This window comes from Sphingomonas sp. (assembly GCF_041661825.1).
In the GTDB taxonomy this organism is placed as follows: Bacteria; Pseudomonadota; Alphaproteobacteria; order Sphingomonadales; family Sphingomonadaceae; genus Sphingomonas.
The window spans coordinates 439,088-464,662 of the sequence record NZ_JBAZTU010000001.1; the positions used below are offsets into that span (position 1 = coordinate 439,088).

General features: G+C 65.6%; 27 protein-coding genes. 12 read left to right on the forward strand and 15 right to left on the reverse strand.

Translation table 11 applies throughout. From position 1 onward, the window contains the following. Window positions 1-36 precede the first annotated feature (36 nt). From WC729_RS01840 to WC729_RS01870, 7 genes are read left to right on the forward strand one after another with little or no spacing between them, the layout of a single operon-like run. Window positions 37-1,158, forward strand: a complete 1,122-nt coding sequence (locus WC729_RS01840; protein WP_372848947.1) for a glycosyltransferase family 4 protein — start codon at window positions 37-39, stop codon at window positions 1,156-1,158. Continuing rightward, complete coding sequence (locus WC729_RS01845; RefSeq protein WP_372848949.1) at window positions 1,155-2,045, forward strand: hypothetical protein; 891 nt, start codon at window positions 1,155-1,157, stop codon at window positions 2,043-2,045. Before WC729_RS01840 ends, WC729_RS01845 begins: the two co-directional genes overlap by 4 nt. Beyond that, window positions 2,042-3,307, forward strand: a complete 1,266-nt coding sequence (locus WC729_RS01850; RefSeq protein WP_372848951.1) for a hypothetical protein — start codon at window positions 2,042-2,044, stop codon at window positions 3,305-3,307. Before WC729_RS01845 ends, WC729_RS01850 begins: the two co-directional genes overlap by 4 nt. Next, window positions 3,304-4,053 carry a WecB/TagA/CpsF family glycosyltransferase gene (locus WC729_RS01855; protein ID WP_372848953.1) on the forward strand — a complete coding sequence of 250 codons (750 nt, stop codon included), beginning with the start codon at window positions 3,304-3,306 and terminating at the stop codon, window positions 4,051-4,053. Before WC729_RS01850 ends, WC729_RS01855 begins: the two co-directional genes overlap by 4 nt. After that, the gene (locus WC729_RS01860) at window positions 4,050-5,231 is read left to right on the forward strand and encodes a hypothetical protein (RefSeq protein WP_372848955.1); all 1,182 of its coding nucleotides are present in this window, start codon (window positions 4,050-4,052) and stop codon (window positions 5,229-5,231) included. The genes WC729_RS01855 and WC729_RS01860 overlap by 4 nt, the downstream gene beginning before the upstream one ends. A gap of 1 nt (window position 5,232) precedes the next feature. Further along, the gene (locus tag WC729_RS01865; RefSeq protein WP_372848957.1) at window positions 5,233-6,399 is read left to right on the forward strand and encodes a glycosyltransferase family 4 protein; all 1,167 of its coding nucleotides are present in this window, start codon (window positions 5,233-5,235) and stop codon (window positions 6,397-6,399) included. Further along, the gene (locus WC729_RS01870; protein ID WP_372848959.1) at window positions 6,396-7,382 is read left to right on the forward strand and encodes a hypothetical protein; all 987 of its coding nucleotides are present in this window, start codon (window positions 6,396-6,398) and stop codon (window positions 7,380-7,382) included. The genes WC729_RS01865 and WC729_RS01870 overlap by 4 nt, the downstream gene beginning before the upstream one ends. On the opposite strand, the gene WC729_RS01875 is transcribed toward WC729_RS01870, so the two are convergent. After that, the gene (locus WC729_RS01875) at window positions 7,358-8,074 is read right to left on the reverse strand and encodes a hypothetical protein (RefSeq protein ID WP_372848961.1); all 717 of its coding nucleotides are present in this window, start codon (window positions 8,072-8,074) and stop codon (window positions 7,358-7,360) included. The genes WC729_RS01870 and WC729_RS01875 overlap by 25 nt on opposite strands. 138 nt (window positions 8,075-8,212) lie before the next feature. Further along, entirely contained in the window at window positions 8,213-8,422 is a 210-nt protein-coding gene (locus WC729_RS01880) for a hypothetical protein (protein ID WP_372848963.1), read from the reverse strand. 113 nt (window positions 8,423-8,535) lie between these two features. On the opposite strand from WC729_RS01880, the gene WC729_RS01885 reads away from it, so the two are divergent. Beyond that, on the forward strand, window positions 8,536-9,039 hold the full coding sequence (locus WC729_RS01885) for a hypothetical protein (RefSeq protein ID WP_372848965.1): 504 nt from the start codon (window positions 8,536-8,538) through the stop codon (window positions 9,037-9,039). A 28-nt stretch (window positions 9,040-9,067) separates the two neighbouring features. On the opposite strand, the gene WC729_RS01890 is transcribed toward WC729_RS01885, so the two are convergent. The 3 genes from WC729_RS01890 to WC729_RS01900 are packed head-to-tail and all read right to left on the reverse strand — an operon-like array spanning window position 9,068 to window position 10,637. Then, window positions 9,068-9,502 (reverse strand): ester cyclase, encoded by a 435-nt coding sequence (locus tag WC729_RS01890; protein ID WP_372848967.1) that lies wholly within the window; start codon window positions 9,500-9,502, stop codon window positions 9,068-9,070. Window positions 9,503-9,517: 15 nt separating this feature from the next. Next, window positions 9,518-9,982, reverse strand: coding sequence for a DUF1348 family protein (locus WC729_RS01895; RefSeq protein ID WP_372848969.1), 465 nt, complete (start codon window positions 9,980-9,982; stop codon window positions 9,518-9,520). Window positions 9,983-9,995: 13 nt separating this feature from the next. Then, entirely contained in the window at window positions 9,996-10,637 is a 642-nt protein-coding gene (locus WC729_RS01900; RefSeq protein ID WP_372848971.1) for an HD domain-containing protein, read from the reverse strand. A gap of 229 nt (window positions 10,638-10,866) precedes the next feature. Here WC729_RS01900 and WC729_RS01905 point away from each other — a divergent pair, with 229 nt between their 5' ends. Further along, complete coding sequence (locus WC729_RS01905; RefSeq protein WP_372848973.1) at window positions 10,867-11,847, forward strand: GlxA family transcriptional regulator; 981 nt, start codon at window positions 10,867-10,869, stop codon at window positions 11,845-11,847. Here the strand turns inward: WC729_RS01905 and WC729_RS01910 are convergent. From WC729_RS01910 to WC729_RS01945, 8 genes are all read right to left on the reverse strand, one after another. Then, on the reverse strand, window positions 11,844-13,226 hold the full coding sequence (locus WC729_RS01910; protein WP_372848974.1) for an FAD-containing oxidoreductase: 1,383 nt from the start codon (window positions 13,224-13,226) through the stop codon (window positions 11,844-11,846). The two genes, WC729_RS01905 and WC729_RS01910, sit on opposite strands and share 4 nt — an antisense overlap. Continuing rightward, the gene (locus WC729_RS01915; RefSeq protein WP_372848976.1) at window positions 13,223-13,687 is read right to left on the reverse strand and encodes a DUF4126 domain-containing protein; all 465 of its coding nucleotides are present in this window, start codon (window positions 13,685-13,687) and stop codon (window positions 13,223-13,225) included. The genes WC729_RS01910 and WC729_RS01915 overlap by 4 nt, the downstream gene beginning before the upstream one ends. 301 nt (window positions 13,688-13,988) lie before the next feature. Continuing rightward, entirely contained in the window at window positions 13,989-14,945 is a 957-nt protein-coding gene (locus tag WC729_RS01920) for a cupin domain-containing protein (RefSeq protein ID WP_372848978.1), read from the reverse strand. Between the two features lie 98 nt (window positions 14,946-15,043). Further along, on the reverse strand, window positions 15,044-15,928 hold the full coding sequence (gene mmsB / locus WC729_RS01925) for a 3-hydroxyisobutyrate dehydrogenase (protein ID WP_372848980.1): 885 nt from the start codon (window positions 15,926-15,928) through the stop codon (window positions 15,044-15,046). A 2-nt stretch (window positions 15,929-15,930) separates the two neighbouring features. Continuing rightward, entirely contained in the window at window positions 15,931-16,707 is a 777-nt protein-coding gene (locus WC729_RS01930; RefSeq protein ID WP_372848982.1) for an enoyl-CoA hydratase, read from the reverse strand. A gap of 11 nt (window positions 16,708-16,718) precedes the next feature. Further along, window positions 16,719-17,762 (reverse strand): enoyl-CoA hydratase/isomerase family protein, encoded by a 1,044-nt coding sequence (locus WC729_RS01935; protein WP_372848984.1) that lies wholly within the window; start codon window positions 17,760-17,762, stop codon window positions 16,719-16,721. A 187-nt stretch (window positions 17,763-17,949) separates the two neighbouring features. Next, window positions 17,950-19,095 carry an acyl-CoA dehydrogenase family protein gene (locus WC729_RS01940; protein ID WP_372848985.1) on the reverse strand — a complete coding sequence of 382 codons (1,146 nt, stop codon included), beginning with the start codon at window positions 19,093-19,095 and terminating at the stop codon, window positions 17,950-17,952. A 24-nt stretch (window positions 19,096-19,119) separates the two neighbouring features. Next, window positions 19,120-20,184 (reverse strand): polysaccharide deacetylase family protein, encoded by a 1,065-nt coding sequence (locus tag WC729_RS01945; RefSeq protein ID WP_372848986.1) that lies wholly within the window; start codon window positions 20,182-20,184, stop codon window positions 19,120-19,122. Between the two features lie 126 nt (window positions 20,185-20,310). Here WC729_RS01945 and WC729_RS01950 point away from each other — a divergent pair, with 126 nt between their 5' ends. Together WC729_RS01950 and WC729_RS01955 are read left to right on the forward strand one after the other, a co-directional pair. Then, on the forward strand, window positions 20,311-21,345 hold the full coding sequence (locus tag WC729_RS01950; protein WP_372848987.1) for a helix-turn-helix domain-containing protein: 1,035 nt from the start codon (window positions 20,311-20,313) through the stop codon (window positions 21,343-21,345). Between the two features lie 108 nt (window positions 21,346-21,453). Continuing rightward, the gene (locus WC729_RS01955; protein WP_372848988.1) at window positions 21,454-22,251 is read left to right on the forward strand and encodes a sterol desaturase family protein; all 798 of its coding nucleotides are present in this window, start codon (window positions 21,454-21,456) and stop codon (window positions 22,249-22,251) included. A 429-nt stretch (window positions 22,252-22,680) separates the two neighbouring features. On the opposite strand, the gene WC729_RS01960 is transcribed toward WC729_RS01955, so the two are convergent. Both WC729_RS01960 and WC729_RS01965 read right to left on the reverse strand, forming a co-directional pair. Beyond that, window positions 22,681-23,211 (reverse strand): hypothetical protein, encoded by a 531-nt coding sequence (locus WC729_RS01960; protein WP_372848989.1) that lies wholly within the window; start codon window positions 23,209-23,211, stop codon window positions 22,681-22,683. Between the two features lie 5 nt (window positions 23,212-23,216). Next, on the reverse strand, window positions 23,217-24,716 hold the full coding sequence (locus WC729_RS01965; RefSeq protein WP_372848990.1) for a CoA-acylating methylmalonate-semialdehyde dehydrogenase: 1,500 nt from the start codon (window positions 24,714-24,716) through the stop codon (window positions 23,217-23,219). A 220-nt stretch (window positions 24,717-24,936) separates the two neighbouring features. Between WC729_RS01965 and WC729_RS01970 the strand changes: the two genes are divergently transcribed. Beyond that, entirely contained in the window at window positions 24,937-25,062 is a 126-nt protein-coding gene (locus WC729_RS01970; protein ID WP_372851029.1) for a hypothetical protein, read from the forward strand. Window positions 25,063-25,575: the final 513 nt, after the last annotated feature.

Here is a 25,575-nt window from a genome sequence, read left to right on the forward strand (position 1 = left end):
CTGCCCTCGCGCGGATTCGATTCCCGGAGCGGTGCGATGAGCGCACGCCGTGCGATTGATGCCGTCGAGTTGAACAATATGGTGACGCCGTACACGCGGCGGCTGTTCGATCGGTTGAGCGCCGATGGTCTCGGCTTCGCGGTGGTGTCGTGCACACGCAGCGAGCGCAATCGGCACTGGCACTTCGCCGGCGAGAGCGGCTTTCCGCACGAGGTGCTGCGCGGATATTCGGTCGAGGTCGGGCCGCGCCGCTTTGCCTATCTCAATCATGGCATCTTTCGCACACTGTCACGGTTCAAACCCGATCTGCTGGTGCTGAACGGCTTTTATCCCTCGATGCTGCTCGGCCTTGCCTGGGCCCGCCTGACCCGCACGCCGGTTGCGTTGCGCGTCGATGGCGGGGTGCGCGACATGCCGATGAGCGCCTATCATCGGCTGTTCCGCCCGCTGGTGCTGCGCCAATGCCGTGCCGTGCTGACCTGCGGCGCCAAAGGCGCGGCATTCTTCCGCGCCGCGGGCATCGACGAGCGACGCATCTTTCACATGCCGCTGGTGCCGGCCTGGGATGGCCCGAGCGATGTGCCGGACATGGCATCGCGAGGTCATGACCTGCTCTGGGTCGCCGAGATCAGCAACGCGGTCAAGAACGCCAGCTTCTTCGCGGAGGTCGCGATACGGCTCAACCAGATGCGACCGGGTTTGCGCGTCCGGGTGGTCGGCACGGGACCCGATCAGCAAGCGATGATCGCGGCGCTGACCGAATCAGGCGTCGCCTTGCAGCACGATGAGGCGGTGCCGTGGGACGAGATGCTGCCCGTGTTCTGCGACGCCCGGTTGCTGCTGCTGCCTTCGCGGCGCGAGCCCTGGGGGCTGGTGTGCAATGAGGCGATGCAGTGCGGCACGCCGTGCCTGGTCTCGCCCTTTGTGGGGGCCGCCGACGATCTGGTGATCGATGAGGTGACCGGGCGGGTGTTGCCGCTGGACGCAGAGCAATGGGCACAGGCGGCTTCGCGATTGCTCGATGATCCGGCAGCATGGCATCGCCTGTCGGAGGCCGGGCGGGCTGCGATGGCCGGGCGCGGGTTGGACGCGTCGGCCACGGCCTATCGCGCGATGGTCGCGTTCGCGTCGCATGCCGATGCCGGGCGGCTGTCATGATCTACCCATCGCTTCCCGCACCGCTCGATCTCGGTCATCTGCGTATCAACGGCGCCGGACTGGGCAATTGCCTGTTCGCCTATTGCCGCGCCGTGCTGCTCGCCGACCGCGAGAGCCGCCGCGTGATCGCCCCGTCATGGCGGTCGCTGGCGCTCAACGCCAAGCTGCGCGGCGATGGCGGAATTCGGCATTATCACACGATGCTCCGCCCGCACGCCGACGAACTTGCCGGCGTCGCCAAAGCCGCGGCGCTCGCGGCATTGCTGCCCCGCGCTGAACATCGCATGGCGCGCGCCGACAGCTCGCCGCCTGCCACCAGTCGACCATTGATCGTCCTGCGCAGCGATGATTTCAGCTTCACCGATCTCCGCCCGCACCGCGCACGCTTGCGCCGCCGACTGGTCGAGATCATGCGTCGCCCACCGCTCCAGGCGCTCGATTGGGGCGCCGGGCAGTATGTCGCCGTCCACGTCCGGCTCGGTGATTTCGAACCGTCATCGACGGGTCGACCGGACGAGCGCCACGCAGCCAATACGCGCCTGCCGCTCGCTTGGTATCTGGCGGTCATCCGGCGACTGCACGCGTTGCGACCGCAATTACCGGTCAGGATCTTCTCGGATGGCAGCGATGCCGAGCTGAGGCCGCTACTCGCGCTCAGCCATGCCAGTCGGGGGCATTCGAGCGACGACGTCAACGAACTGCTCGCGATGGCGGGCGCCACGCTGTTGGTCGGCTCGCATTCGACATTCTCGCGCTGGGCGGTGTTCCTCGGCAACATGCCGGCGATCTGGCATGCGCCGTCCGCGCAGCGCGACAGCCCGGCCGATGCCGCCGTTCCCGTTTATCACATCGCAGATGCCGCCACGCTGACGGATCTGGCGGCATGAGCGCGTTCTTCGCCGATCGGGAGCGGCGCAAGCTGGGGTGGTCGCTTGGCGCCAACCTGCTGACGCGCATCTCCAGCCTGGCGATGGTCTTCCTCATCCTGCCGCTGCTGATCGCGGGCCTCGGACCGGAACGCTATGCCGCACTGTTCGCCGCGCTCGCTGTCGGCGTGCTGGCCAGTATCCCGATGGGCGGCACCGGCATACTCGGCGTGCGATTGATCGGCGACGCCGCCTCGCGCGGCGACCGCGCCGGCGAAGCGGCGGCCTTTCTCGGCCTGGCCATCGTCAATTTCTCGCTCGCCTTCGGCCTGATCATACTGACCGTCATCTTCATGATCGGGCGCGGCAATAGCCCGGCCCTGGTTTGCGTGGCGCTGCTGCCGATCGTCCAGGCAGCGTGCAACGGCACGTTCGACAATGCCCGGCTGGCTTATAACGAGCATTACTGGACCGCCGGGCTGGGGCTTGGATTGCAGCTCTTCTGGTACGCGCTGCTGCTGCTCGCCCCGCCCTTCCGACATCACGTGCTGCTCGCCGCGACCGTTTTCCACGCGCCGACGACGGTCGCGAGCATCGCCAATGGCGCGTTGCTGCTGCGCGCGCGGCCCTATCTGCTGCGCGGGCGTGCCGTCGATCCCCGCAAGATGCTGCGTACCGGCGCGTCGTTCGGCGCGGCAGAGGGGCTGCTGATGGGCGCGCTCAGCGTCGTGGTGATCTATCTTCAGGCAACCTCCACCGCATCGGTCACCGCGTGGTTCGCGACACAGAACCGGCTGTTCCAGATGTGCCTGACACCGTTGATGATGGTCCTGATGCCGCTTGGCGGCTTCGTCCGTTTAAAATGGGCCGACGCCGGCGACCGCCGCCAGCGTGACGCGATCAAGGCGGCCTATGCGGCCGGCGCGGTGGCGTTGATCGGCATTGCCGGCGGGTTGAGCGTCATCGGGCCATTCTACGCGCAACACTGGCTGCATCTCGCGCCACCGGCCGGTGGCTGGCTGCTCATGCCGTTATTCGCGCTGTTCGGCGCGATCACCTTCTATCGCTGCTTCGCGGCGATCGCCTACCTCGTGCTTGACGGCGCCTGGCTCGCGCACCGGGTCATCGCTGCGGTACTGGTCGCCGGGTTCGGCTGGCTGGTCGCGACGCGTTTTTTGCCGCCGGTGCAAAGTTTCGGCGTGTTCGCCGCAGTGACGACGATCCTGATCGTCGCCGCCTTGTCGCGAAGCGCGCGTCATACGCTTGCCGGACGACCGGCATGACCGCGCAGATGAGCACCGACATTCTCGGCACGCCGATCGCCATCACCGATCTCGCGGGCGCGACTGCCCATCTGCTGCAACGCGCCGCGGCACGACATGGCGGTTATGTCTGCCTGCGTGACGTGCATGGCCTCATGCTGGCGCGGCACGACCCCGAGCTCCTCGAAATTCATCGCGACTCAGCAATGAATCTGCCCGACGGTTTGCCGCTGGTTCATATTGCCCGTCTGCGTGGCCATCGCGCGACGGGCCGCGTCGCCGGCGCCGATCTGGTCGAGGCGCTGGCCGATGCCGGGCGCGGCACGGCGTTGCGGCATTATTTCTATGGCGGCAAACCGGGCGTTGCCGAGAAAATGGCCGCCACATTGACTCGTCGCTTTCCCGGCATGGTCGTGGCTGGCTACACCTCGCCACCGTTCGGCGAGATCGACGAGGCGGCCATGACGCAAGCGCTCGCCGCGATCGTCGCCACGCACGCCGATGTGGTCTGGGTCGGCCTGAGCACACCAAAACAGGAACGCTGGATGCACCGCTACCACCAGGCGCTTCCCGGCATGACGCTGATCGGAGTCGGCGCGGCATTCGATTTCATCACCGGCGAGGTCAGACGCGCACCGCCCTGGATGCAGCGTGCAACGCTGGAATGGCTGCACCGGCTGATTTCCGAACCGCGCCGACTGTGGCGACGTTATCTCGTGCTCGCGCCGCGCTTCGTCTGGCTGATCCTGACCGAGCGGGCGAAATGACCGCACTGACCGCTATCGAACCGATCGCGGCGCCGTCTCCCGCCACGTCCGGGGTGGGGCGGCCGTTGCTCAATTTCTGGGTGTTCGGCGCGCCCTATCTGGTTTCCGTCGTCATCTTCTTCGTGATGATCGCGAATGACAATCGCATCTATGCGCCCATCTTGCCGGCCATCGCGACCGCGGCAATGGCGGCGATCACCATTTTGATCGCGGGCCGCCTGCCGGAGATCAACCGAGACGTGGTGATGTTCATGGTGGTCTATGGCGCCATCGGTGTGTTCAGCGTGCTGCTCAACCAGAACGGCGACGCCTTCGCACTGCGCAAAATCGGCCTGCCGCTGGTGTGTATGGCCCCGGGAATCTTTCGCTTCTACGCCACCGGACGACAGCTGCTTGCGTTCCTCGTCGCGCTGGCAATCGTGGCGCTGATCTTCACCACCCAGACCGGCGACGTGGAGGCGGGCGGCCTCCTGTCGACCGACTCGCCCTATGAATCGATCCTGAGCGTCACGTTCGGCGCGTTCGCGGTATGGCTGGTGGCCTTTTCGCGCCTTGGGCTGGCGGCACTCGCCGGCATCGCCTGCGTGTTCTTCTTCAAGCGTAACGCGATGGGCGCCGCGCTTGTCGTCACGATGCTCCTGCTCCCCGTGCAATGGCTATGGCGCGATCGGGCAGTACCGGTGTTGCGACGCATCCTGCTCGGCACGATGGCGACGATGGCATTGCTCGCCTTTTACCTCAGCGACCTGTTCAGCTTCATCGCGACGAATTTCGTGCGCGATTATGACGCCGCCTATATCAGCGTCGGCCGCGCGGCGATCTATGACCTGATCATCCATGATTACGCGCGCAGCAGCCTGAGCGAGCAATTGCTCGGACATGGTGCCGGCGCGGTCGAGACATTGGTCACCACGGCCCGCACGCTGCCTGTGGGGCCGTTGTTGGCGCATGACGAATATCTCAGCTGGCTCTACGATTTTGGCCTGGTCGGGCTAGTCGTCCTGCTCGTCATGCTCGTCCGCCTCGGCCGCAGCGGCAACGCGGCAGTCGCCGTGCTGTTGTTCATGTCCATCGCCATGACGGCGGAGAATTTCTTTCTCATCTCGTTCAACTGCCTCGCGGTGTTCGCGCTGATCTCCACACACATGATCGCTCCCCGTCACACCGGCGACAGATAGAATGCGCGTGCTCGTCCTCCACAACCGGTACCAGACACCGGGCGGCGAGGATGTCGTGGTCGCCGCCGAGGTCGCACTGTTGCGCGCGGGCGGCCATGAAGTGACGCTGATCGAGGTCGACAATGCCGGGATCGCCGGACCGGCCGCCAAGGCGCGCGCCGCACTCGGCACGCCCTATCGCCCGTCACGACGCATCTGGGCACGACACCTGGTCGAGCGCACCGGCGCGCAGATCGTCCATATCCACAACTTCTTTCCGCTGCTTTCGCCCAGCGTGATCGACGGCGCGCGCGAGGCCGGCGCGGCGGTCGTCCAAACCTTGCATAATTATCGTGCGATCTGCGCCAACGGCGTGCTGATGCGCGATGGCGCCGTATGCGAGCGCTGTGTCGGCCGAGTCGGCTGGCCGGCACTACGCCACCGTTGCTATCGCGATTCGGTCGTCGGCTCAGCGGCCGTCGTGGCGATGCAACAGTTGATCCGTCGCCGCCGCATCTGGGACCAGCCCGGCACAAGGCTGATCGCCTTGACTGAGTTCGCACGCACGAAACTGATCGAGGGCGGACTCCCGCGCGAGCGGCTCGTGATCAAACCGAACTTCGTCGAATCGGTCGCCCCTGCCGCCGTCCCGATCACGCGTGACGGCATCTTGTTTGTCGGGCGTCTTGTCCGGGAAAAAGGCGTCGATACGCTACTGGATGCGGCGCGCCTGCTGCCGCACCATCGCTTCACCGTCATCGGTGGCACCGCGGATGGCCGCTGGCGCGCCGCCGCGCCGGCCAATGTCACTTTCACTGGCGCGTTGCCGGCCGAGGTCGCACGCGATCGCATCGCACGTGCCGCGCTGCTGGCGATCCCGTCGCTGTTGTACGAAGGTTTCCCGATGACCTTGCTCGAGGCGTTCGCCCGCGCGACTCCGGTCGTAGCGTCGCGTATCGGCTCGCTGGCGGAACTGGTCGAGGACGGTGTGACCGGTCGCCTGTTCCCCCCGGGCGATCCGGCGGCGCTGGCAAGGACGATCGAGGAGATGCTGGCCGATTCCGCCCCCGCCGCGCAGATGGGCGAGGCCGCCCGCTGCCGCGCCAACGAACGCTACGATCCCTCGACCAACGCAGCGATGCTCGAAGCGATCTACGCCGACGCCCTGGCCGAGGCGGCGCAGCGTTGAGCCGATCCCGGTTTCGCCTGCTGCTCGTCATCGCAGCAACGATAACCGGCGCCGCGCACGCCAGTGATCATGCTCCGTCAGCTGCCAACGACCTGCTGACGCTGCAGCGTCTCGACCAGCGCGTGGTCGATACCGGCTACCGGCTGACCCGTGCAGCAACGCCCTTCTGCGGCGAACGGATGATGCTCTCCGGCGTCCTCTTGCACAGCATTGAGGAATATGGGCCGGAGAGCCGCGAGGATGCGCGCGTGACGTTCAGGCTCGATGACGCGCTGGCGGTGCTTGCCGTCGCGCACGGCAGCCCGGCGGAAACGGCGGGCCTGCGCGTCGGCGACGCGATCCTCGCGGTCTACGATCGCGAGGTACCGGCGCCCGCAACCGGGCAGAGCGCGACCGCGCGCGTGGAGCTCATCGCGCGAACGATCGAGCGCAGCGCGGCGGCGACGCTCGACTTTACGATCCGTCGCGGCGGCGCGCGTCAGCGGATCGCCTTCTTGCCCGAGCAAGGGTGCGTCACGCACTTCTGGGTGCGCCCCTCGTCGCGTCTCACGGCCGAGGCTGACGGACATGACGTCGAGGTCACCAGTGGCTATGTCGAGCGGGCCGCGAATGATGCCGCGCTTGCCATCGTGCTGGCGCACGAGCTGGCGCACAATATCCTCGCCCACCGACAGCGGCTCGCCCGGCTCGGTATGCATCGTGGCGTCGGCCGATATTTCGGACGCAGCGCGAGGCTGAGCCGCGAAGCGGAGCTGGAAGCGGATCGGCTGAGCGTACCGATCATCGGCTGTGCCGGCTATTCGCTCGACGACGCGCTGGCATTCCGCGAGCGATTATGGCGCGATCCGCTCGCTGATGCGCTGTTGCGCGCGCCGGATCATCCCGCCGCGCGGCAGCGGCTCGACGCGATCCGCCAGGCGATCGCCGCGTTTCGCGCCGATCCCGCGCCGTGCCGAGATCAGATCCCCTCGCGGACCAACTGATGATCGGGCAGCGCCGCGACCTTGGCATCAAGCGTCGCATAGGCCGCGCGTACCCGCGCGATGAGATCGGGATCGAGATCGGTGACGGAACGCTCGACCCGCACCGGCAGCGCCACATCGAACCCCATGAAGTCGCCGAGCATGGCGCACCGATCCCACAGCGCGTCATATTTCAGGCTCAGCACATCGGCGCCGCGCAGCGCGCGCCACGCGGCGATCTGCTCCTCAACGCGCAGCACGTCGTGCTCGAGGATCGCGTCCAGTCCTGCGCGGCTGTGCATATGCCGCAGATGCTCGGCAATCCACGCCTCACCCTCGGTCACCCGACAGCGCAGCACCGACAGCACGACGTCGGACGGCCGACCGAACAGGAACAGGATACGCATCGGCTGGTCCAGCGCGAGCTCGTACGGAAAATCATGCGTCTTGTAGACCCGGCCCGGCGCCAGCCGCGCGCCGTTCAAGTCCCAGCGCATCGCGCTGATGCGGCGCCAGTCGGTCGGGTGATAATCCCCCAGCAAGGCGCGTGCGCGGCTGCGGACAAGCGCGTCCCATGACAGGCTCGAGCCGACGCGACCGATGCTCGCACACAGGATCGGTGGCGTCCGTGTTGCATCGGCGGTCATGTGCGCGAAACGAAGCGAACGCATCGGCCGTTTCAGCAAGGCGCCGAAGCGCCTGATCTCGCTCATCAGCCAACTTCCCTACCCGGCGAGCATGAGCCAGTCTCAAGCTTCCGATGGGCCAAATCAAGAGGGCGCGAGACGACGCGGCCTCCCAATGAACACTCAGCGAAGGACGAGCCTTTGGTCAAGCACCGCCTCAGACGGTCACGCCCATGGCAAGTATATGGTTGCCGATCGTGCATCGGCTTCAGGCGGCAGCGCGGACAGCCGGCCGCGCGCAAGGCGCAAGAGCCCCAGCGTCATCAGCGGCAGCACGTAGATCAGCAGGAAAGCGGCAGCGAGCCAGCTATAGCCCTCAACGCTGAAGCGCTGTTGCCTCTGGTTCTCATCCGCGCGGTGCCTGACCTTTTCCAATTTGACGGCAAGCCGCGGATAGAGCGCTGCAGCGAGATTGCGGAAACGAGCGCTCAGGATTTGAGGAGCGTCGTATCGTGGTCGCGCAGAGTGGGAATGGACATCGGCCTTTGTTGCGGTTCGTCCGCCTGGGAATTCTCGCGCTCCTGCCTGTGCCGGCGATGTCGGCTCCGGCAGTGCCGCCTCTCGCCCAGCCATGGTCCTGGCATGACGCCGTGGAGGCCGGCACCGTCATCGATATCGACCTGATCCACGCCGACGTGACCGTCACCAGCGCGACGAACGATGCGCTGGTACGCATCAGGCCCACAGGAGAGAGTGCCGAAGCGGTCGTGTTCTCGGCGCGATCGACCGCCGGCTCGGTACGAATCCGCGATACCTATCCGACGCGCTCACCCTATTTCACCGAATGTCTGCCGCCGGTCGACGAGCGCGGCGACTATTGGACCTATCGAGTCCCACTCAAGGTATCCGTCGCCGTGCCGCGCGGAGCGCAGCTGCGGATCAGGCTCAAAAGCGGCGCTGTCGTCATTGCCGACGGCGTCCGGGTGCTGGATGCGAGGACCGATGACGGCACCGTCACACGGCTGCCGAATGCCCGGCAACATCCCGATTGATGTCGGCCCCGCAGCCGCGACCGGGGCGTCAAAAGACGTTGGCGGTCCCGTCGCTGCGGCTGACGGCGCCATGTACCTCGAAAGCGTTGCGTTCCACCCAATTGTGGCGAAGCAGACCGTCCGGGCCGACTTCCCACACCGCAGTACCGGTCATCTCGAACGGCACGCCGTTGGGCGCCGTGCCCATCATGCCGTTGTTGCGTCCGGTGACGCGCCAGCGCGACGCGACGCGGCTGCCGTCATGGTTCTGGAAGGTCTCGACGACGTGGAACTCGAAGTCGAGGACCTGAGCCTGGAAGCCCTTCACCCACGCCTTGAAATTCTCGCGCCCCTCGATGTGATTGCCGCCGGAGGTGATGACGAAATCCTCATGCACGAGCCGGTCGATCGCCTCTGGATCCTGCGGCTGCTGCCACACCTCACGCCAGAAATTCTCGACGATGGCGACGCTGTCCTGAGTCATATCCCTGCTCCTGTCCTAGAAACCCAGCTCGGTGAGGCCGGGGTGGTCGTCGGGCCGGCGGCCAAGGGGCCAATGGAACCTTCGATCGCCCTCATCGATAGGGTGTTCGTTGATGCTGGCGATACGGCGGCGCATCAGGCCGTCGGTATCGAATTCCCAATTCTCGTTGCCATAGGCGCGGAACCAGGTGCCGCTATCGTCGCGATACTCGTAGGCGAAGCGCACCGCGATGCGGTTGCCGGTAAAAGCCCAGAGCTCCTTGATCAGCCGATAGTCCAGCTCGCGCGCCCATTTGCGCGCGAGGAACGCCTCGATCGCCGGCCGGCCGGTGACGAATTCGGCGCGGTTTCGCCACTGGCTGTCGGGTGTGTAGGCGAGCGCGACCCTGGCGGGCTCGCGGCTGTTCCAGCCATCCTCGGCAAGGCGGACCTTCTCGGTCGCGCTTGCTTCAGCAAAAGGGGGAAGTGGGGGACGCATCATTCTCTCTCCTGGATCAATTGGGCCAGGGCGAGCCGAGGATGATCGAGCAGAAGTTCAGTCGCTCATAGCCCGGGTCCTTCAGCGCCAGCACGTCCGCTTTTACGTTGCCGAAGGTGGTCAGCGGCTTGGCAATGGTCCCGGCCGCGAAGTGATCGATAATCCCTTCCTTGAAGGTCGCCTCGCGTGGATGGTGGACGCAGACATGGTCGCGCTGGTCGGCAGTGAAGTCGTGATAGGCGATACCCAGCACGTCCATCTCCACCCCGGCCGTCACCAGCGCGATGGTCGGGCGCATATGCTCGGGGATACCCGGCGTGGTGTGGAGCGCGATCGCAGTCCAGACGTCCTCGATGTCACGCTCGGGCACGCCATAGCCGCGCAGGAAATCGCGTGCCGCATTGGCGCCGTCGACTTCGAAGCGCAGATCCGGGCTCGCATAGGCACTGGTCAGGCCCATGTCATGGAACATGGCGCCCATATAGAGCAGCTCGGCGTCGTATTTCAGGCCGCGACGCTCGGCAGTGAGCGCGCCCCAGAAGAACACGCGGCGGCTGTGGCTGTAGAGCAGATCATCCTCCGTATCGCGGACGAGCTGGGTAGCGGCGCGCGCAATCGCGCTGTCGGGAACGCGGACACCGGCAATGATATCGGGCATCGAAAGAGGCTCCTTGCTGGGCATGACGCACCCGTGGCCTGAATCCACACGCGGCGGGGCTGTCACTGGTTGTTGTCGGGGCCACGCCAGAGGTGGGTTCTGGGGGGAACGCCCGGCGCGGCCCCTCCCCTTTTCAATGGCGATTGCGGCCAGCGCCCGCAACGCGGCTTGCCCTGCGGATCAGGACAATGGCACATCGATTCATGCCACACGCGATAGAGCCCTAGCGATGCCGATCCAGAAGGTGGCGATCGCGATCCACGAAGGCGTGCAGGCGCTCGACGTCGCCGGGCCAGTCGATGTGTTCGCTGAAGCCAATGCCTATGTCCCGGAGGGCGACGGTTATGAAACAGTGCTGGTCGCTGCCGACCGCACGCCGTTGCGTGCCGGGAACCGGATGCAGCTGATTGCCGATCTAAGCTTCGAGGAGGCCGTCGGTGGTTTCGATATCCTGCTGGTCGCGGGCGGGCCGCGCCTGCCCGATGCCGAGCCCGATCCCCGCCTGATCGAGTGGCTGCGGCTCGCTCCGTGGCGGGCGAGCATCTACGGATCGGTCTGCACCGGCGCCTTTGCGCTGGGTCATGCCGGGCTGCTCGACGGGCGCCGGGTCACCACGCATTGGCAGAACGCCGCGGCGCTCGCGGCGCGCTTCCCTGCGGCCACTGTGGAGCCGGATCGAATCCATGTGCGCGACGGGCGGCTGGTGACCTCGGCCGGCGTGACCGCGGGGATCGATCTTGCGCTGGCGCTGGTCGGTGAGCGGCACGGCCCCGGTATCGCCGTCTCGGTCGCCAAGCGGCTGGTAGTAGTGGCACAGCGCCAGGGCGGGCAATCGCAGTTCAGCCCCTATCTGACCGCGCCGGCCGATGCCGCCTCCCCCATTGCCCGGGTGCAGGACCATGTCATGGCGCATATCGGCGACCGGCATACGCTTCAGTCGCTCGCCGATGAGGTGGGGATGAGCGCACGCAATCTGGCGCGGCATTTCGGGCAGGAAACCGGTATGACTCCGCATGAGTTCGTCGAGCGGGCGCGGATCGACGCCGCGCGCATGCTGCTCGAGGGCACTGACCGCGCCCTGAAGGCGGTCGCCTATGATTGCGGGTTCGGTACCGCCGACCGGATGCGGATCGTCTTCACTGACCGGCTTGGCGTGACGCCCGCGCACTATCGTGCAAACTTCCAACGCACGTCGGAGACGCGCGGTTAGGTCTGTGGCGGCTTCAACCCGCCCAACAGGGTCGGGATGAGTTCCGAGACGGTCGGATGGATCGGCACCGCCCATTGCAGCACCGGATAGGCGAGATCGGCGTGCATCGCGTCGATGATGCCGTGGATCGCCTCGTCGCCGCCGACGCCGAGGATCGCGGCACCGAGGATCTTGTGCGTCTCGGCGTCGGCAACGACTTTCATCAGGCCGGTCGTCTCGCCCTTCTCGATCGCACGGGCGACCTGAGCCATCGGCCGGGTCGAGACCAGCAGCGGCCGGCCCGTGTCGCGCGCCTGTGCCTCCGTCATGCCGACGCGGCCGAGCGGCGGATCGGTGTAGAGCGCATAGGCCGACACCCGCTCGCTCACTTTCCGATCCGCGCCATCGAGCAGGTTCGCCGCGACGATCTCATAGTCATTATAGGCGGTATGCGTGAAGGCGCCGCGGCCGTTGCAGTCGCCAAGTGCCCAGATGCCCGGCACGTTGGTCGCCAGCCGGTCGTCGACCGTCACATAGCCGCGCGCGTCGATCGCCACGCCGGCCTTGTCGAGACCGAGATCGTCGGTATTGGGCCGCCGCCCGATCGCGAGCAGCACATGCGATCCGATCACTTCGGGTGCGCCCTCGGTGCAATCGACCCTGACCGACGCGCCGTCCGGATGGGCCGCGAAGGCGATGCAGGTCGCGTTGGTGCGCACCTCGATCCCCTCCGCGACCAGCATCGCGCGGATAAGCTCGGATATCTCTTCGTCTTCTCGCGCGATGAGGCGGGGCGACATCTCGACCACCGTCACCCGCGCGCCGAGCCGACGGAAGATCTGCGCGAATTCGAGGCCGATATAGCTGCCGCCCACGACGACCAGATGTCGCGGCAATTCGGCGAGATCGAGAATCGAGACGTTGGTGAGAGGATCGATCGCATCGATCCCGGGCATCGGCGGCACATTGGCGCGGCCGCCGACATTGAGGAAGATCTTCGGGGCACTCAGCGCCTCGCCATCGACCTCGATCGTATCAGGTGACGTGAAGCGGGCATGGCCGCGGATCAGGGTCAGCCCTGTCATACCGGCCAGCCAGTCCGTCAGCCTGTCACGCGAACCGGACGCGATCGCCGCCGCCCGGTCGCGCACGCGTGCCATATCGGTCGTGGGCGGGCCGGGCAGGACCACGCCATAGTCAGCAGCCCTGGCCGCCGCGCGGGCGACATAAGCGCTCGCGACCATCGCCTTGGTCGGTGTGCAGCCAGTGTTGACGCAGGTGCCACCAAGGCGGTCGCGCTCGATCAGCGCGACGCTCATGCCCGCCGCCGTCAGCCGGCCGGCGAGCGACGGGCCTGCCTGGCCTGCGCCGATGACGATCGCGTCGAACGAGCGGCTCATGCCGCGGCCGAGACGATCAGGAAGGCGCCGATGATCGCGACTGCATCTTCGAGGAGTGCGGCCGGCCGATCGCTGCCGAACAGGCTCGCCAGCTTTGCCCGCACCGCGGTGCCACCCAGCGTGCCGATCACCGCACCGACCGCGCCCGCGGCAATGCCCGCGACCAGCGATCCGGCCGAGGCGCCGATCGCCCCGCCACTCAGCCCACCCATCAGGATACGCGTGATGAACTGCGGCGGCACCTTGCGGCTGGGGGTAGAAGGCAGCTGATCCGTCACCAGCTCGGCCAGGGCGAAGAGCGAGAAGATCCAGGGCGTGAAGCGATAGCCGAGAAAGGCAAGCCAGGTGCCGTCGAGATGCAGCCAACCGAGCTGGGCAGCCCAGCTGACAGCAGCGGGCGCGGTCATCGCGCGGAGGCCGGCGACGACGCCGATGAGCAGGGCCAGGATCAGGACGGTCATCTGCGGTCTCCTTGCGGTTGAGGGCAGAGTATCGAGTGATATCCGCCTGCGCCATCACTACTGCCGCAGGCGGCGCTGCCTATCGTCCGCACCGATGCCAGGGGCACACCTTGGTATGACGGCCCATCTCGTCAGCGCGTGATAGGGGACGGCCACGCACAAGGATGAGGAGGATCTGATGGAACAGCCCGATTTTTCGCAGACCGATACGCAGGCCGATCTCGATCGCTGGCTCGACGAGACGCTGGAGGAGACCTTCCCCGCCAGCGACCCGATCGGAGCTCGTTCGGTCAGCTAGACCTTATTCCGGTTCGAAATTGTGCAGGATCACGGGGCGCGGGTTGAACGGGATGCGCGTCGACATCGGCGTCAGCGGGCTGTTGCCGGCGCGGTGCCAGCGGCCCTTGGCGGCGGTGACGACATCGCCCTGATCGGCCTCGAAATAGGGGAAGCCCTCGATCTGGTAGCCGATCTTGCCTTCCATGATGAACCAGAACTCCGTCCAGTCGACATGGAAATGGCCCTTGTTGGTCGCCGGCGGCACTGGTGCGGCCTTGCTGCGCAGGATGTTCGAGGTGAAGTGATCGTCCCACACGAACTTGCCGTTATAGGGTTTGTCGCCGACCGCGATGTCCTTCAGGAAATCGACCCAGATCGGGTTGCTCGTCCCGCCCGTCGGGATGGTCGCCGGCCCGGGGCTGCCACGGACCTTCATATAGGTGCGGCCGGGATAGGCCTCCGGCGTTTCGGACAGCGGGAAGAGCGGCGGGGAGCCGGCTTGGCGCACTTCGAAGCGGAGCGACGGCTTATCGCCGACGGTCTCGATCGAGTAGAGATGGCGGAACGGCACGCTGACCATGAAGCCCTTGGTCGCAACGAACGGCGCGACACCGTCGATCGTCACTTTCATCGATCCGTCCTGCACGATCCACACGACCCGGTCGTCGGCGTACATGCGCGTCTTGGTCTTCTTGCCCACGCCGAGCGAGATATAGTCCGCATCCTGTTCCTGGTTGCGGATGATCGGCTGGACCCAGTCGGTCTTGCCGCGATGCGCGGCGAGAATCTCCGACAGCTTCCAGTGCACCTTGTTCGGCGCGATATAGGGCGTCGGCCTGGTCGGCTTGGCTGACCAGTAATTCTCCGCGATCTTTGGCCCGGCCGGCATGGGTTCGGTCTGAGCCGGAACCTGCGCCGCCGCCGCACCGGCAGCGGATATCGCCACCGCCGCCGCACCGAGATAGAACAAGACCTTCATCGCAATCTCCCTCCTGCCGGCGTCTTCAGTCGCGCCGCAGAATGGATGCATGACTTCTATGTTGCATGCAAGATGTCGCAACGGTCTTTGGCGATAGTTTACTCCTGGCGGTCGAGCATCCTGATGATAGCGGAGAAATCCAGGCCGCCCTGACCTTCGGCCGCGAACTTCTCGTAGAGTTCGGCTGCCTTCGCGCCCATCGGCGTGTCGGCATGCGCCTCGGCTGCCGCTTCCATGGCGAGGCGCAGGTCCTTGAGCATCAGGGCAGTGGCGAAACCGCCCTGATAATCATGGTCGGCCGGCGTGTCCGGACCGACGCCGGGCAGCGGCGCGTAGGTGGTCATCGACCAGCTCTGCCCCGACGAGACCGAGGAGATGTCGAAGAACTTCTGCGGGTCGAGCCCGAGTTTCTGCGCGAGCAGGAACGCCTCGCAGGTCGCGACCATGGTCGCGCCGAGCAGCATGTTGTTGGCGATCTTCGCGGTCTGGCCGGTGCCGCTGTCGCCGGCATGGATCACGGCCTTGCCCATGTCGGACAGGAAGGGCTGAGCGCGGTCGAACGCTTCCGCGCTGCCGCCGACCATGAAGGTGAGCGTGCCGGCATTGGCCGCGCCGATGCCGCCCGAGACGGGCGCGTCGACCGAGGTCAGGCCCTTGGCAAGCGCTGCCTCGCCGATGCGCTTGGCGGTCGCGACGTCGATCGTCGAGCAATCGATCAGGATCGCCGAGGCGGGCGCGGTGCCGAACAGGCTTTCGGTATAGACCTGTTCGACATGCTTGCCGGCGGGCAGCATGGTGATGATCGCCTCGGCGCCGTCGGCCGCCTCTTCCGCGCTGGCGACGGGCAGGCAACCTGCGGCCTTTGCCCGCTCCAGCGCCTCGGCGGAGAGATCGAAGGCGCGGACGTCATGCCCCTTTTTCGCGAGGTTCGCGGCCATGCCGCCGCCCATGTTTCCGAGACCGATGAATCCGACGCGTGCCATTGTTATTTTCCTGTCCAGTTACCGGGGCGCTTGTCGACGAACGCCGCCATGCCTTCCTTCTGATCCGCCGTGCCGAACAGGCCGTGGAACAGGCGCCGTTCGAACTGGACGCCCATCGCAAGCCCCGTCTCGAACGCGGCATTGACCATTTCCTTGTTCGCCTTGACCGCGAGCGGCGCCATCGACGCGATCGTCGCGGCGGTCTTCACCGCTTCCTCGACCAGATCGGCGGCGGGTACGATACGGCTGACCAAGCCGGCGCGTTCCGCTTCCTCGGCGCCCATCATCCGGCCGGTGAGGCACATCTCCATCGCCTTGGCCTTGCCCACGGCGCGGGTCAGGCGCTGCGAGCCGCCCATGCCGGGGGCCACGGCGAGCTTGATCTCGGGCTGGCCGAACTTCGCGGTGTCGGCGGCGAGGATGAAGTCGCACATCATCGCCAGCTCGCACCCACCGCCGAGCGCGAAGCCGGCGACCGCGGCGATGATCGGCTTGCGTGTCGCAGTGAACTTCTCCCAGCCGGCGAAGAAATTGTGGCCGTACATGTCGGCAAAGCCCTGGGCCTGCATCTCCTTGATGTCGGCGCCTGCGGCAAAAGCCTTTTCGCTGCCGGTGATGACGGCGCAGCCCTGGCTCTCGTCCGCATCGAATGCAGCGGTCGCGGCGATCAGGTCGGCAAGCACCTGGCTGTTGAGCGCATTGAGCGCCTGGGGCCGATTGAGTGTGATCAGCGTGACGGCACCGCGCTGCTCGACGAGGAGGGTTTCATAGTCTGCCATGGGTTGAGTCCTTATGCGGGGGTCCACGCCTCGCCGTCAGGCAAGGGGGCGAAAATCTGGTCGATGACGTGATCGGTCACGCCCTCGGGCGTGGGCGGATCCCATTGGGGGGCGTTGTCCTTGTCGACGATCACCGCGCGGACACCCTCGAGGAAATCGTGGCGCTGCACGACATGCGCGCCGACGGCATATTCCTGGCGCATCTCATCCTCGAAAGTCGGCATCATCGCCCCTTCCTGGAGCAGGCGGAGCGAGACCTTCATCGTCTGGGGCGATTTGGTGTGCAGCGTGGTGAGCTGCTGTTGCGCCCATTCGCCGGAATCCGCGTCCAGCGCCGCGAAGATGTCTTCGAGTAGGTCCGAGGCGAAGAGGCGGTCGATCGCATCACGGTGGGCGAGGATGCGGGCGTCCGGGGCGGGCGCCGCCAGATCGTCGAGGATCGCGGCGATCTGCTGCGGCTCGGCGGCGATCCGGGCCTTGGCCTCGTCGAGCCGGTCGCTCGGCAGATAATGGCTGGCTAACCCGAGCGTGAGGCATTCCGCGCCGTCGAGCCGGTGGCCGGTCAGGGCGAGATACTGCCCGGTGCGCCCCGGCAGACGCGAGAGATACCAGCCGCCGCCGACATCGGGGAACAGGCCGATCCCGGTTTCCGGCATGGCGAGCCGGGTATTCTCGGTCGCGACGCGGTATTTCGCCGGCTGCGACAGGCCGACGCCGCCGCCCATGGTGATGCCGTCCATGAAGGCCACGATCGGCTTGGCATAGGTGAACAGGCGGTGGTTCATGCGGTATTCGGTGTGGAAGAATTCCCGCGCCTCCGCGCCGTCCTTCGCCCCGCTTTCCGCAAGCATGCGGATATCGCCGCCTGCGCAGAAGCCGCGGCCCTCGGCATGGTCGATCAGGACGGCCTCGACGTCGAGGTCGGTCCGCCATGTCTCGAGCGCATCGAGGATGTCGGCGCACATCGCGGTGTTGAGCGCGTGGATCGCCTTTGGGCGGTTGAGCCGGATGCGGGCGATTTTGCCGTCTTGCTGGGTGAGGACGTCGGTGGTCATTGGTTCAATCTGCTAATGGACGTTGGAAGCGCCATATTTCCCTCTCCCAGCGGGAGAGGGAGGGAGCCGCATAGCGGCGGAAGGGTGAGGGCGACTGGGCGCGAAACTTCACCCTCACCCTTCCCACGCCTTCGGCGCGGGCCCCTTCCCTCTCCCGCTGGGAGAGGGAGATAAAGGCGAACTTCCATCACTGGCGCGTCAGATCCCGGCCGACGATCATGCGCATGACCTGGTTGGTGCCCTCCAGGATCGAATGGACGCGCAGGTCTCGCCAGAAGCGTTCGATCGGATAATCCATCAGATAGCCGTAACCGCCATGGAGCTGCAACGCGCGGTCGGCGACGGACGATCCGGTGTCGGTGGCGAGGCGCTTGGCCATGGCCGCGAACTTGGTCTTGTCGGGGGCATTGGCCGTCACCTTCGCCGCCGCCATGTACAGCAGCGCGCGTGCCGCCTCGAGTTCGGTCGCCATGTCGGCGAGCATGAACTGGGTGTTCTGGAAATCGGCGATGGCAGTCCCGAACTGCTTGCGGTCCTTGGTGTATTTGATCGCTTCGTCGAGGCAGCGCTGCGCGCCGCCAAGCGAGCAGGCGCCGATGTTCAGCCGGCCACCGTCGAGGCCCATCATCGCGATGCGGAATCCCTCGCCTTCCGCGCCGACCAGATTCTCCTTGGGCACGCGGACGCCGTCGAACATCACCTGCGCAGTCGGCTGGGAATGCCAACCGAGCTTGCGTTCGTTCGCGCCGAAGCTAACGCCCGGCATGTCCTTCTCGATCACCAGGCAGGAAATGCCCTTGGGGCCATCCTCACCGGTGCGGACCATGGTGACGTAGATCTCGTTCTCGCCGCCGCCCGAGATGAACTGCTTGGAGCCAGTGACGATATAGTCGTCGCCGTCCTTGACTGCCTTGGTCTTGAGCGCCGCGGCGTCAGAGCCGGAGCCGGGTTCGGTCAGGCAATAGCTGGCGATCTCGTCCATCACGACGAGGCGCGGGAGATATTTGTCCTTCACTGCCTGGCTGCCGAAGCGGTCGATCATCCAGGACGCCATGTTGTGGATCGAGATGAAGGCCGAGGTGGACGCGCAGCCATAGGCCATCGCCTCCATGATCAGCGCCGATTCCAGCCGGCCGAGATTGATGCCGCCGCTCTCCTCCGAGACGTAGATCGAGGCGAAGCCGAGCTCGGCCGCGGCCTTGATCGTCTCGCGCGGGAAGATGTGCTTCTCGTCCCACTCCGCCGCGAAAGGCGTGATGCGATCCGCGGTGAATTTGCGCGCCAGATCCTGGATCTCGCGCTGATCGTCAGTGATGTCGAATTGCTGAGTCATGCAGATATTCCTGAGAGAAGAAGCTTAGGCCGCCTTGGCGACGAAATCGGGACAGGTGCGATGCGGTCCCCTGTGCCGGACGCGGCATTGTCGATGCAGATCGGTGAGCGCCACCGCGGCCGGCGGCTGGTGCATCACCCGCTCGTTGAACAAGGCGCCGGCGATACGAGCATCGTTGCGGTCATACCAGCGCGGGCCCGTGATGCCCTTCTCCCATGCCATCGCCTCGGACAGGGTGCCGTTCGAGGTCGGGACATTGGGCTCGACCTGATAGATCGGGTCGCGATAGGCCGCGTCGGCGGTGACGATCCGCCACCCCTTGTTGCGCAGCGCCTCGACCAGGTCGCCGATATAGCGCGCGGCGAGATCGGTCTCGTGGAGCAACATCATATGCGCGGGGGAGCGACCGATGGTCTTGCGCATCAGCCGGTCGGAGAACTCGGCTGACTGGACCATCGTTTCGATATAGAGGTCGTGCAGCGCATCCTCGTCGATCGACTTGCCCGCCTTCGCTGCGTCGAGCGTCAGGCGTTCGAGATACCAGTCCGATCCATCGACCGTCACCGCGCCGACCAGCAGGCCCCGCGCCTTGAGACCATCGAGTACCGTGCGGCGCTTGACCTGGTCGAGGCCGCCCTGGTTGAGGCCGGGAAAGCGGAACCAGGGGCGATAACCGCGCTGCGGCTTCAGCCAGGCCTCGGCCTTGTCGATATCGACGAGGAAGTCCGACGCCGGCATGGCCCCGAGGCTGCGATGCGAGAAGCTGTGATCGGCCAGCACATGCCCGGCCGTGACATAGGCCTCGATCAGCTCGAGCGACCCGTCCTTGGTGCCGACACGCCCCGGATTGACGAAAAAGGCTGCCTGCTCGACGCCCGCGGCCCTGAGCGCGGCGATCAGGCGCTCGGTGCGTTCCTCCCTGGTATAGAAGGCGCCGGGTGCGCGCGGGATGTCGTCGAAGCTGAGCGCGATGCTTTTCTGCGACTCGAGGGCCTTCAGCGCCGGCTGGGGCGCATCGACGGCGCCGCCGATCGGCAGAATCACGCCGACCAGCATCGCAACCGCCAGGAGCGCCTGCCGCGCGATCATTTCGGCGTCCCCCTCCATCGTTTCCGGACAGGAAACCATGTCTATCGCGCTTGTCGGAGATTTCCCACAGGCGCGATGGACGGGGTTTCGCGGCCAAGCCATAACGGTCCCGATATGACGCGGTTGATGCTTCTCGACACGGTGATGCGCATGCTGGCGATCGGCCAGCTGGTGCTGATCGCGGCGGTGATCGGGCGCGGGCGCGCGCCGCGGCCGATCCGCATTGCGACGGCGGCGATGCTGCTGGGCGTATGCTGCTATCTGACGCTGGCGACGCGGCTTTTCCGGCCGATCGAGGGGCCGTTCTGGGCGCTGGTCCAGCTCGCCGCGCAATCGGTGCCGCTGCTGTTGTGGATCTTCGCGCACCTGCTGTTCGAACGGCCGATCGACCGGCGCGCGCTGATCGCCGGTATCGCGGTGACCGTCGGATGCTGGGCGTGCTTCTTCTTTGCCCGCCATGCCGGGATGGACGTGCGCATCGCGATCGCCTCGATCCAACGGGGCGTTTCGCTCGTTCTCGCAGGCCATGCGATCCTGATCGCGATTCGCGAGCGGGGCGACGACCTGATCGAGAAGCGCCGACGCTTGCGCGTCGGATTCGTGATCGTGGTGGGGACGCTCGCGTTCGTCGTGGTCGCGCTGGAGATGCTCTTCGGCTTTCGTACCACGGGCCTCGACATCGCGATCCCGCAGGCCGCCGCGATCCTGATCGCGACCACTGCGATGGGCGTCGCCCTGCTGCAGAGCGACCCCGACCTGCTGTTCGATCCCGCCCGGCCCGAAGTCGCGCCCGCCCCGAGCTTCAGCCCGTCCGAACATGTGCTCAACCGCAAGCTCGAGGTCGCGATCGCGGAGGCGGTCTATCGCGAGCCCGGCCTCAGCATCGGCGGACTGGCCGAGCTGCTGGAGACGCCCGAGCACCGGCTGCGCAGCCTGATCAACCAGCGGCTGGGCTATCGCAACTTCTCGGCCTTCCTCAACCATCATCGCATCGGCGAGGCCAAGGCATTGCTGGTCGACCCCACGCATGTCGACCTGCCGATCCTGACGATCGCGATGGACCTGGGCTATGGCTCGCTCGCGCCGTTCAACCGGGCGTTTCGCGAAACCGTCGGCCAGTCGCCGAGCGAATATCGCCGCGCGAACATCGTGCGGAACTGAAAAAACGCGATCGATTCCGGAATCGATCGGCATTTTTCGGGCCGGCGCAGTATTGGAAGATGCGACGGGATAGGTAGGCGACCAACCGCAATCGACCGGAGACGCCACGTGATCGGAACCCTGCAAACCCTCGGCGCACATTGGCTGCACAGTTTCGAGATCGAGATGACGCGCTACCTGATCGGGGCCGCGGGCATCGCGCTGCTCTATTGGCTGCTGCGCCGCTGGACCGCGCCGCACCGCATCCAGCAGCGCGCGGCGACCATGGCCGATCGCCGGCGCGAGCTGATGCTGTCGGTGCAGACCATCGCGGTGTTCGGCGTGGTCGACCTGATCGCCTTCGCGCTGATCGCGGGCGGCGTGATCGCCATCGCGCATGATTTCAACCCGTGGCTGATCGCGGTGCAGGTGGCCGCACTGGCGATCGCGCACGATGCTTATTTCTACTGGATGCACCGCGGGCTGCATCTGCGCGCGATGTTCCGCCGGGCGCATGCGGCGCATCACCAGTCGCGCACCCCGACCTCCTGGGCGGCCTATGCCTTTGCGCCGATCGAAGCGGTGTTCGAGTCGCTCTACGTGCCGATCGCCCTGCTGCTCCTGTCGCTGTTCGGGCCGATCTATCCGCTCGCGATCTTCATCTTCCTCGGCCACCAGATCGCCCGCAATGCGATCGGCCATTCGGGGCATGAGCTGGCCTGGTCGGGCTTCACCCGGTCGCCCTGGACCGGCTGGCTGACCACGACCACGCACCACGACCTGCACCACAGCGAGGGCCGGTATAATTTCGGCCTGTACTTCACCTGGTGGGACCGGTGGATGGGCACCGAGCATCCGAAATACCATGTGCGGTTCGAGGCCGTCGCAGGACGACACGCAAGCACCGCCGAGGCGGTCACGGCCTGATGAGCCGCTACGCATGGTATTGGTGAGGGCAGCAGCGGTCTTTATCGTTTTTTCCCGATGAACAGATTGGAATGTGAGAGTCGGTTTACGTGTTTTTCGAACCCTTCTCACATTTTAGTTTCATGATACCTCGAAATATGGGCGAGTCACCGTCTTGATTCATATTTCAGCAACACTGCCTTGTCCGGCTAGTATTAGAGGATTTATTCTTTATGATTACTTGCACAATGTGAGAGTCGCTTAAGTAAATCGTGGATATACTTCCGGGCAAAAACTGGAGCCTCATTGACGGATCGGCGCAGGCGAGTTCAGCACTTTTGCGGCGCCGTTTGAATCATGAGCCGCCACGACCGCGCACCGCGACCTGCGCCGCAGCGAAGGCCGGCGAGGTGGTCCCGGCCTGAGGCGCCGCCTTTTCCGGGCGAAGGGTCACGGTTTACCCTCCATCGCGGAAAGAATGACGTCCCAGCCATACAGGTAGCGCATGCCGCACTTCGTCGCGCTGAAGTCGCCGATCCGGACTCGACGATAGATCGCTGCGTCTCCCTTCCCGCCGGTAAAGGACGGACCACTGAGCGACACTATGTGGCGGTCGCCATCGCCCAGAAAATCCGCATGGCCGTAGACGGCATAGCCAACATCGCTGCCTTGCTCCGTGCGATATATCGACGTGCCCTCGGCGGAAAAGACCAGGCGCCCCCTCCGCCTGGGCTGCACATATATTTCACTCTCGCCGATCCGGAATGATCCAGTCCGCGCCGTTACCTTGAGCGACATGGTTTCGGTTCCAGCGCCGAAATCGGCAGCGCTTTCCCCCTCAACAAGATCGAAGCGACTATATTTGAAGCAGAGGCTGCTCGGTCCGACCACCGGGCTCGCTGGGGAATCAGGACGCGCGTTGCCCGGCATCGGCAAAGCCAGCGCCAGAGCGCAGCCCAGAAGACCGAGACCGCGGGTCAAGCCCCTCACCCCATGGTCGGGATGACGAAGGCGTTGGCGGCGTCGCCCACCCCACCATCGGGCCAGCGCTGCGTGACCGTCTTGACCTTGGTCCAGAACTTCACGCCTTCCATGCCGTGCTGGTTGGTGTCGCCGAACGCCGAGCGCTTCCAGCCGCCAAAGGTGTGATAGGCGACCGGCACCGGGATCGGCACGTTGATGCCGACCATGCCGACATTGACGCGCGCGGCGAATTCACGCGCGGCATGGCCGTTGCGGGTGAAGATGGCGACGCCATTGCCGTACTGATGCTCGCTCGGCAGGCGCAGAGCGTGCTCGAAGTCGTCGGCGCGGACGATCTGCAGCACGGGGCCGAAAATCTCTTCCTTGTACGCCTGCATGTCGGGTGTGACATGGTCGAACAGCGACGGGCCGATGAAGAAGCCCTTTTCATGGCCCTGAAGCGCGAAGCCGCGGCCGTCGACGACCAGCTCGGCGCCTTCGTCGACGCCGGTCTGGATCCAGTTCTCGATGCGCTGCTTGTGCGCGGCGTTCACGACCGGGCCGTAATGCGCGTCCTTGTCGGTCGAGACGCCGACGCGAAGCGCGGCGATCGCCGGGATGAGCTTTTCGCGAAGCGCGATGGCGGTCTTCTCGCCGACCGGCACCACGACTGGCAGCGCCATGCAGCGCTCGCCAGCCGAACCGAAGGCAGCGCCCGAGAGATCGGCCACGACCTGATCGAGATCGGCATCGGGCATGACGATGCCGTGGTTCTTGGCGCCGCCCATCGCCTGGACGCGCTTGCCCGCCGCGACGCCGCGATTGTAGACATAATGCGCGATGTCGGACGAGCCGACGAAGCTGACCGCGGCGATGGCGGGATGATCGAGGATCGCGTCGACCATTTCCTTGTCGCCGTGGACGACCTGGAAGATGCCCTCGGGCAGGCCGGCCTCACGGAACAGCTCGCCGAGGCGCACCGGGACCGAGGGATCGCGCTCGCTCGGCTTGAGGAGGAAGGCGTTGCCGGTCGCGATGCAGACGCCGGACATCCACAAGGGGATCATCGCGGGGAAGTTGAACGGAGTGATGCCGGCGCCGATGCCGAGCGGCTGGCGCATCGAATAGACGTCGATGCCGGGGCCGGCGCCCTGGGTGTACTCGCCCTTCAGCACGTGCGGGATGCCGCAGCAGAATTCGATCACCTCGAGCCCGCGCTGGATGTCGCCCTTCGAATCCGCGACGACCTTGCCATGTTCGGACGAGAGCAGCTCGGCGAGCTCGTCCATGTTCTTTTCGACCAGCGCCTTGAAGTTGAACATCACGCGGGCGCGGCGTTGCGGGTTGGTGGCGGCCCAGGCCGGCTGCGCCTTTTGCGCGGCGGCGACAGCGGCATCGAGCACGGCCTGGTCGCCGAGCTGGACGGTCGCCTGGACCTGGCCGGTATTGGGGTTGAACACATCGGCCGTACGGCCCGAACCGCCGCCCGTAAGGCCTGCGACGTGATGATCGATGAGGCGCATATCCAACCTTCCCAAAACTTTTCTGGATCCTCCTTACGCTTGGGAAATTTGCAGGCAAGGTGCTGGGGGTGCAGGTTGGGGCTGCGATTTTGCAGGGTGGGCGGGGTTTGCGGTGAGCTTCGGCGAACTCCGGCGTTATGCTTGTTGCAGAGCCGCAGAGCGACTGCCACCGCGACGCCAATTAAAAGACGGTCGCCGTAATTCCAGCGCCTCGATCAGTTTGCGGGCTCAGGCGGGCTATTACCTCAAGCGCGCACCCGTCGCGGTCACCGTGCGCGAGACCAATGGCTGGAAATGGCCCTTGTTCATGGTCGGCTATCTCTTCGCGCTTGCGAGACTCCAGTAGATGGGTCTAAGAACATCTCAGGGTCGAGAGGCCTACTCGTAAGATTTGCGAGATGCGGGAAAGGTAGGCCTTGCCTCTGCCACGAAGGCCCCTTCCAGAAGGGCTAACGTTTGGTCGGTCTATCTTTCCCGCTGTTGTTGGTTAGCTGTACTAACAGTGATTGACAATGAATTTCGTACTTGGTCGGCTATCGTTCGTGTCATGGTACTTATGGTCATTCAAGCCAGCTATAGCCGCTAGAGCACGTTGGACGTTGTACTGCGCTATCCACCATATCAGCGTACAAGTTTGCCTACACCCCGCCGCAAGCCGTTAGCGCGTTAGTGAGCCGCATTGGTCGTTGCGGTGGACGTTGGCGCTACAAACACCTGATAGCTCGGTGGCCGAGATGCTTGGCATCCGTCCCATGGTCGAGGAAGCGCGGCAGGCGGCGTAGGGCTCACATCAGCCGTAAACACACCGCCGCCAAGGAGCTACTACTATGGCGTGGCAGGTGATGCGCGGGGTCAATTG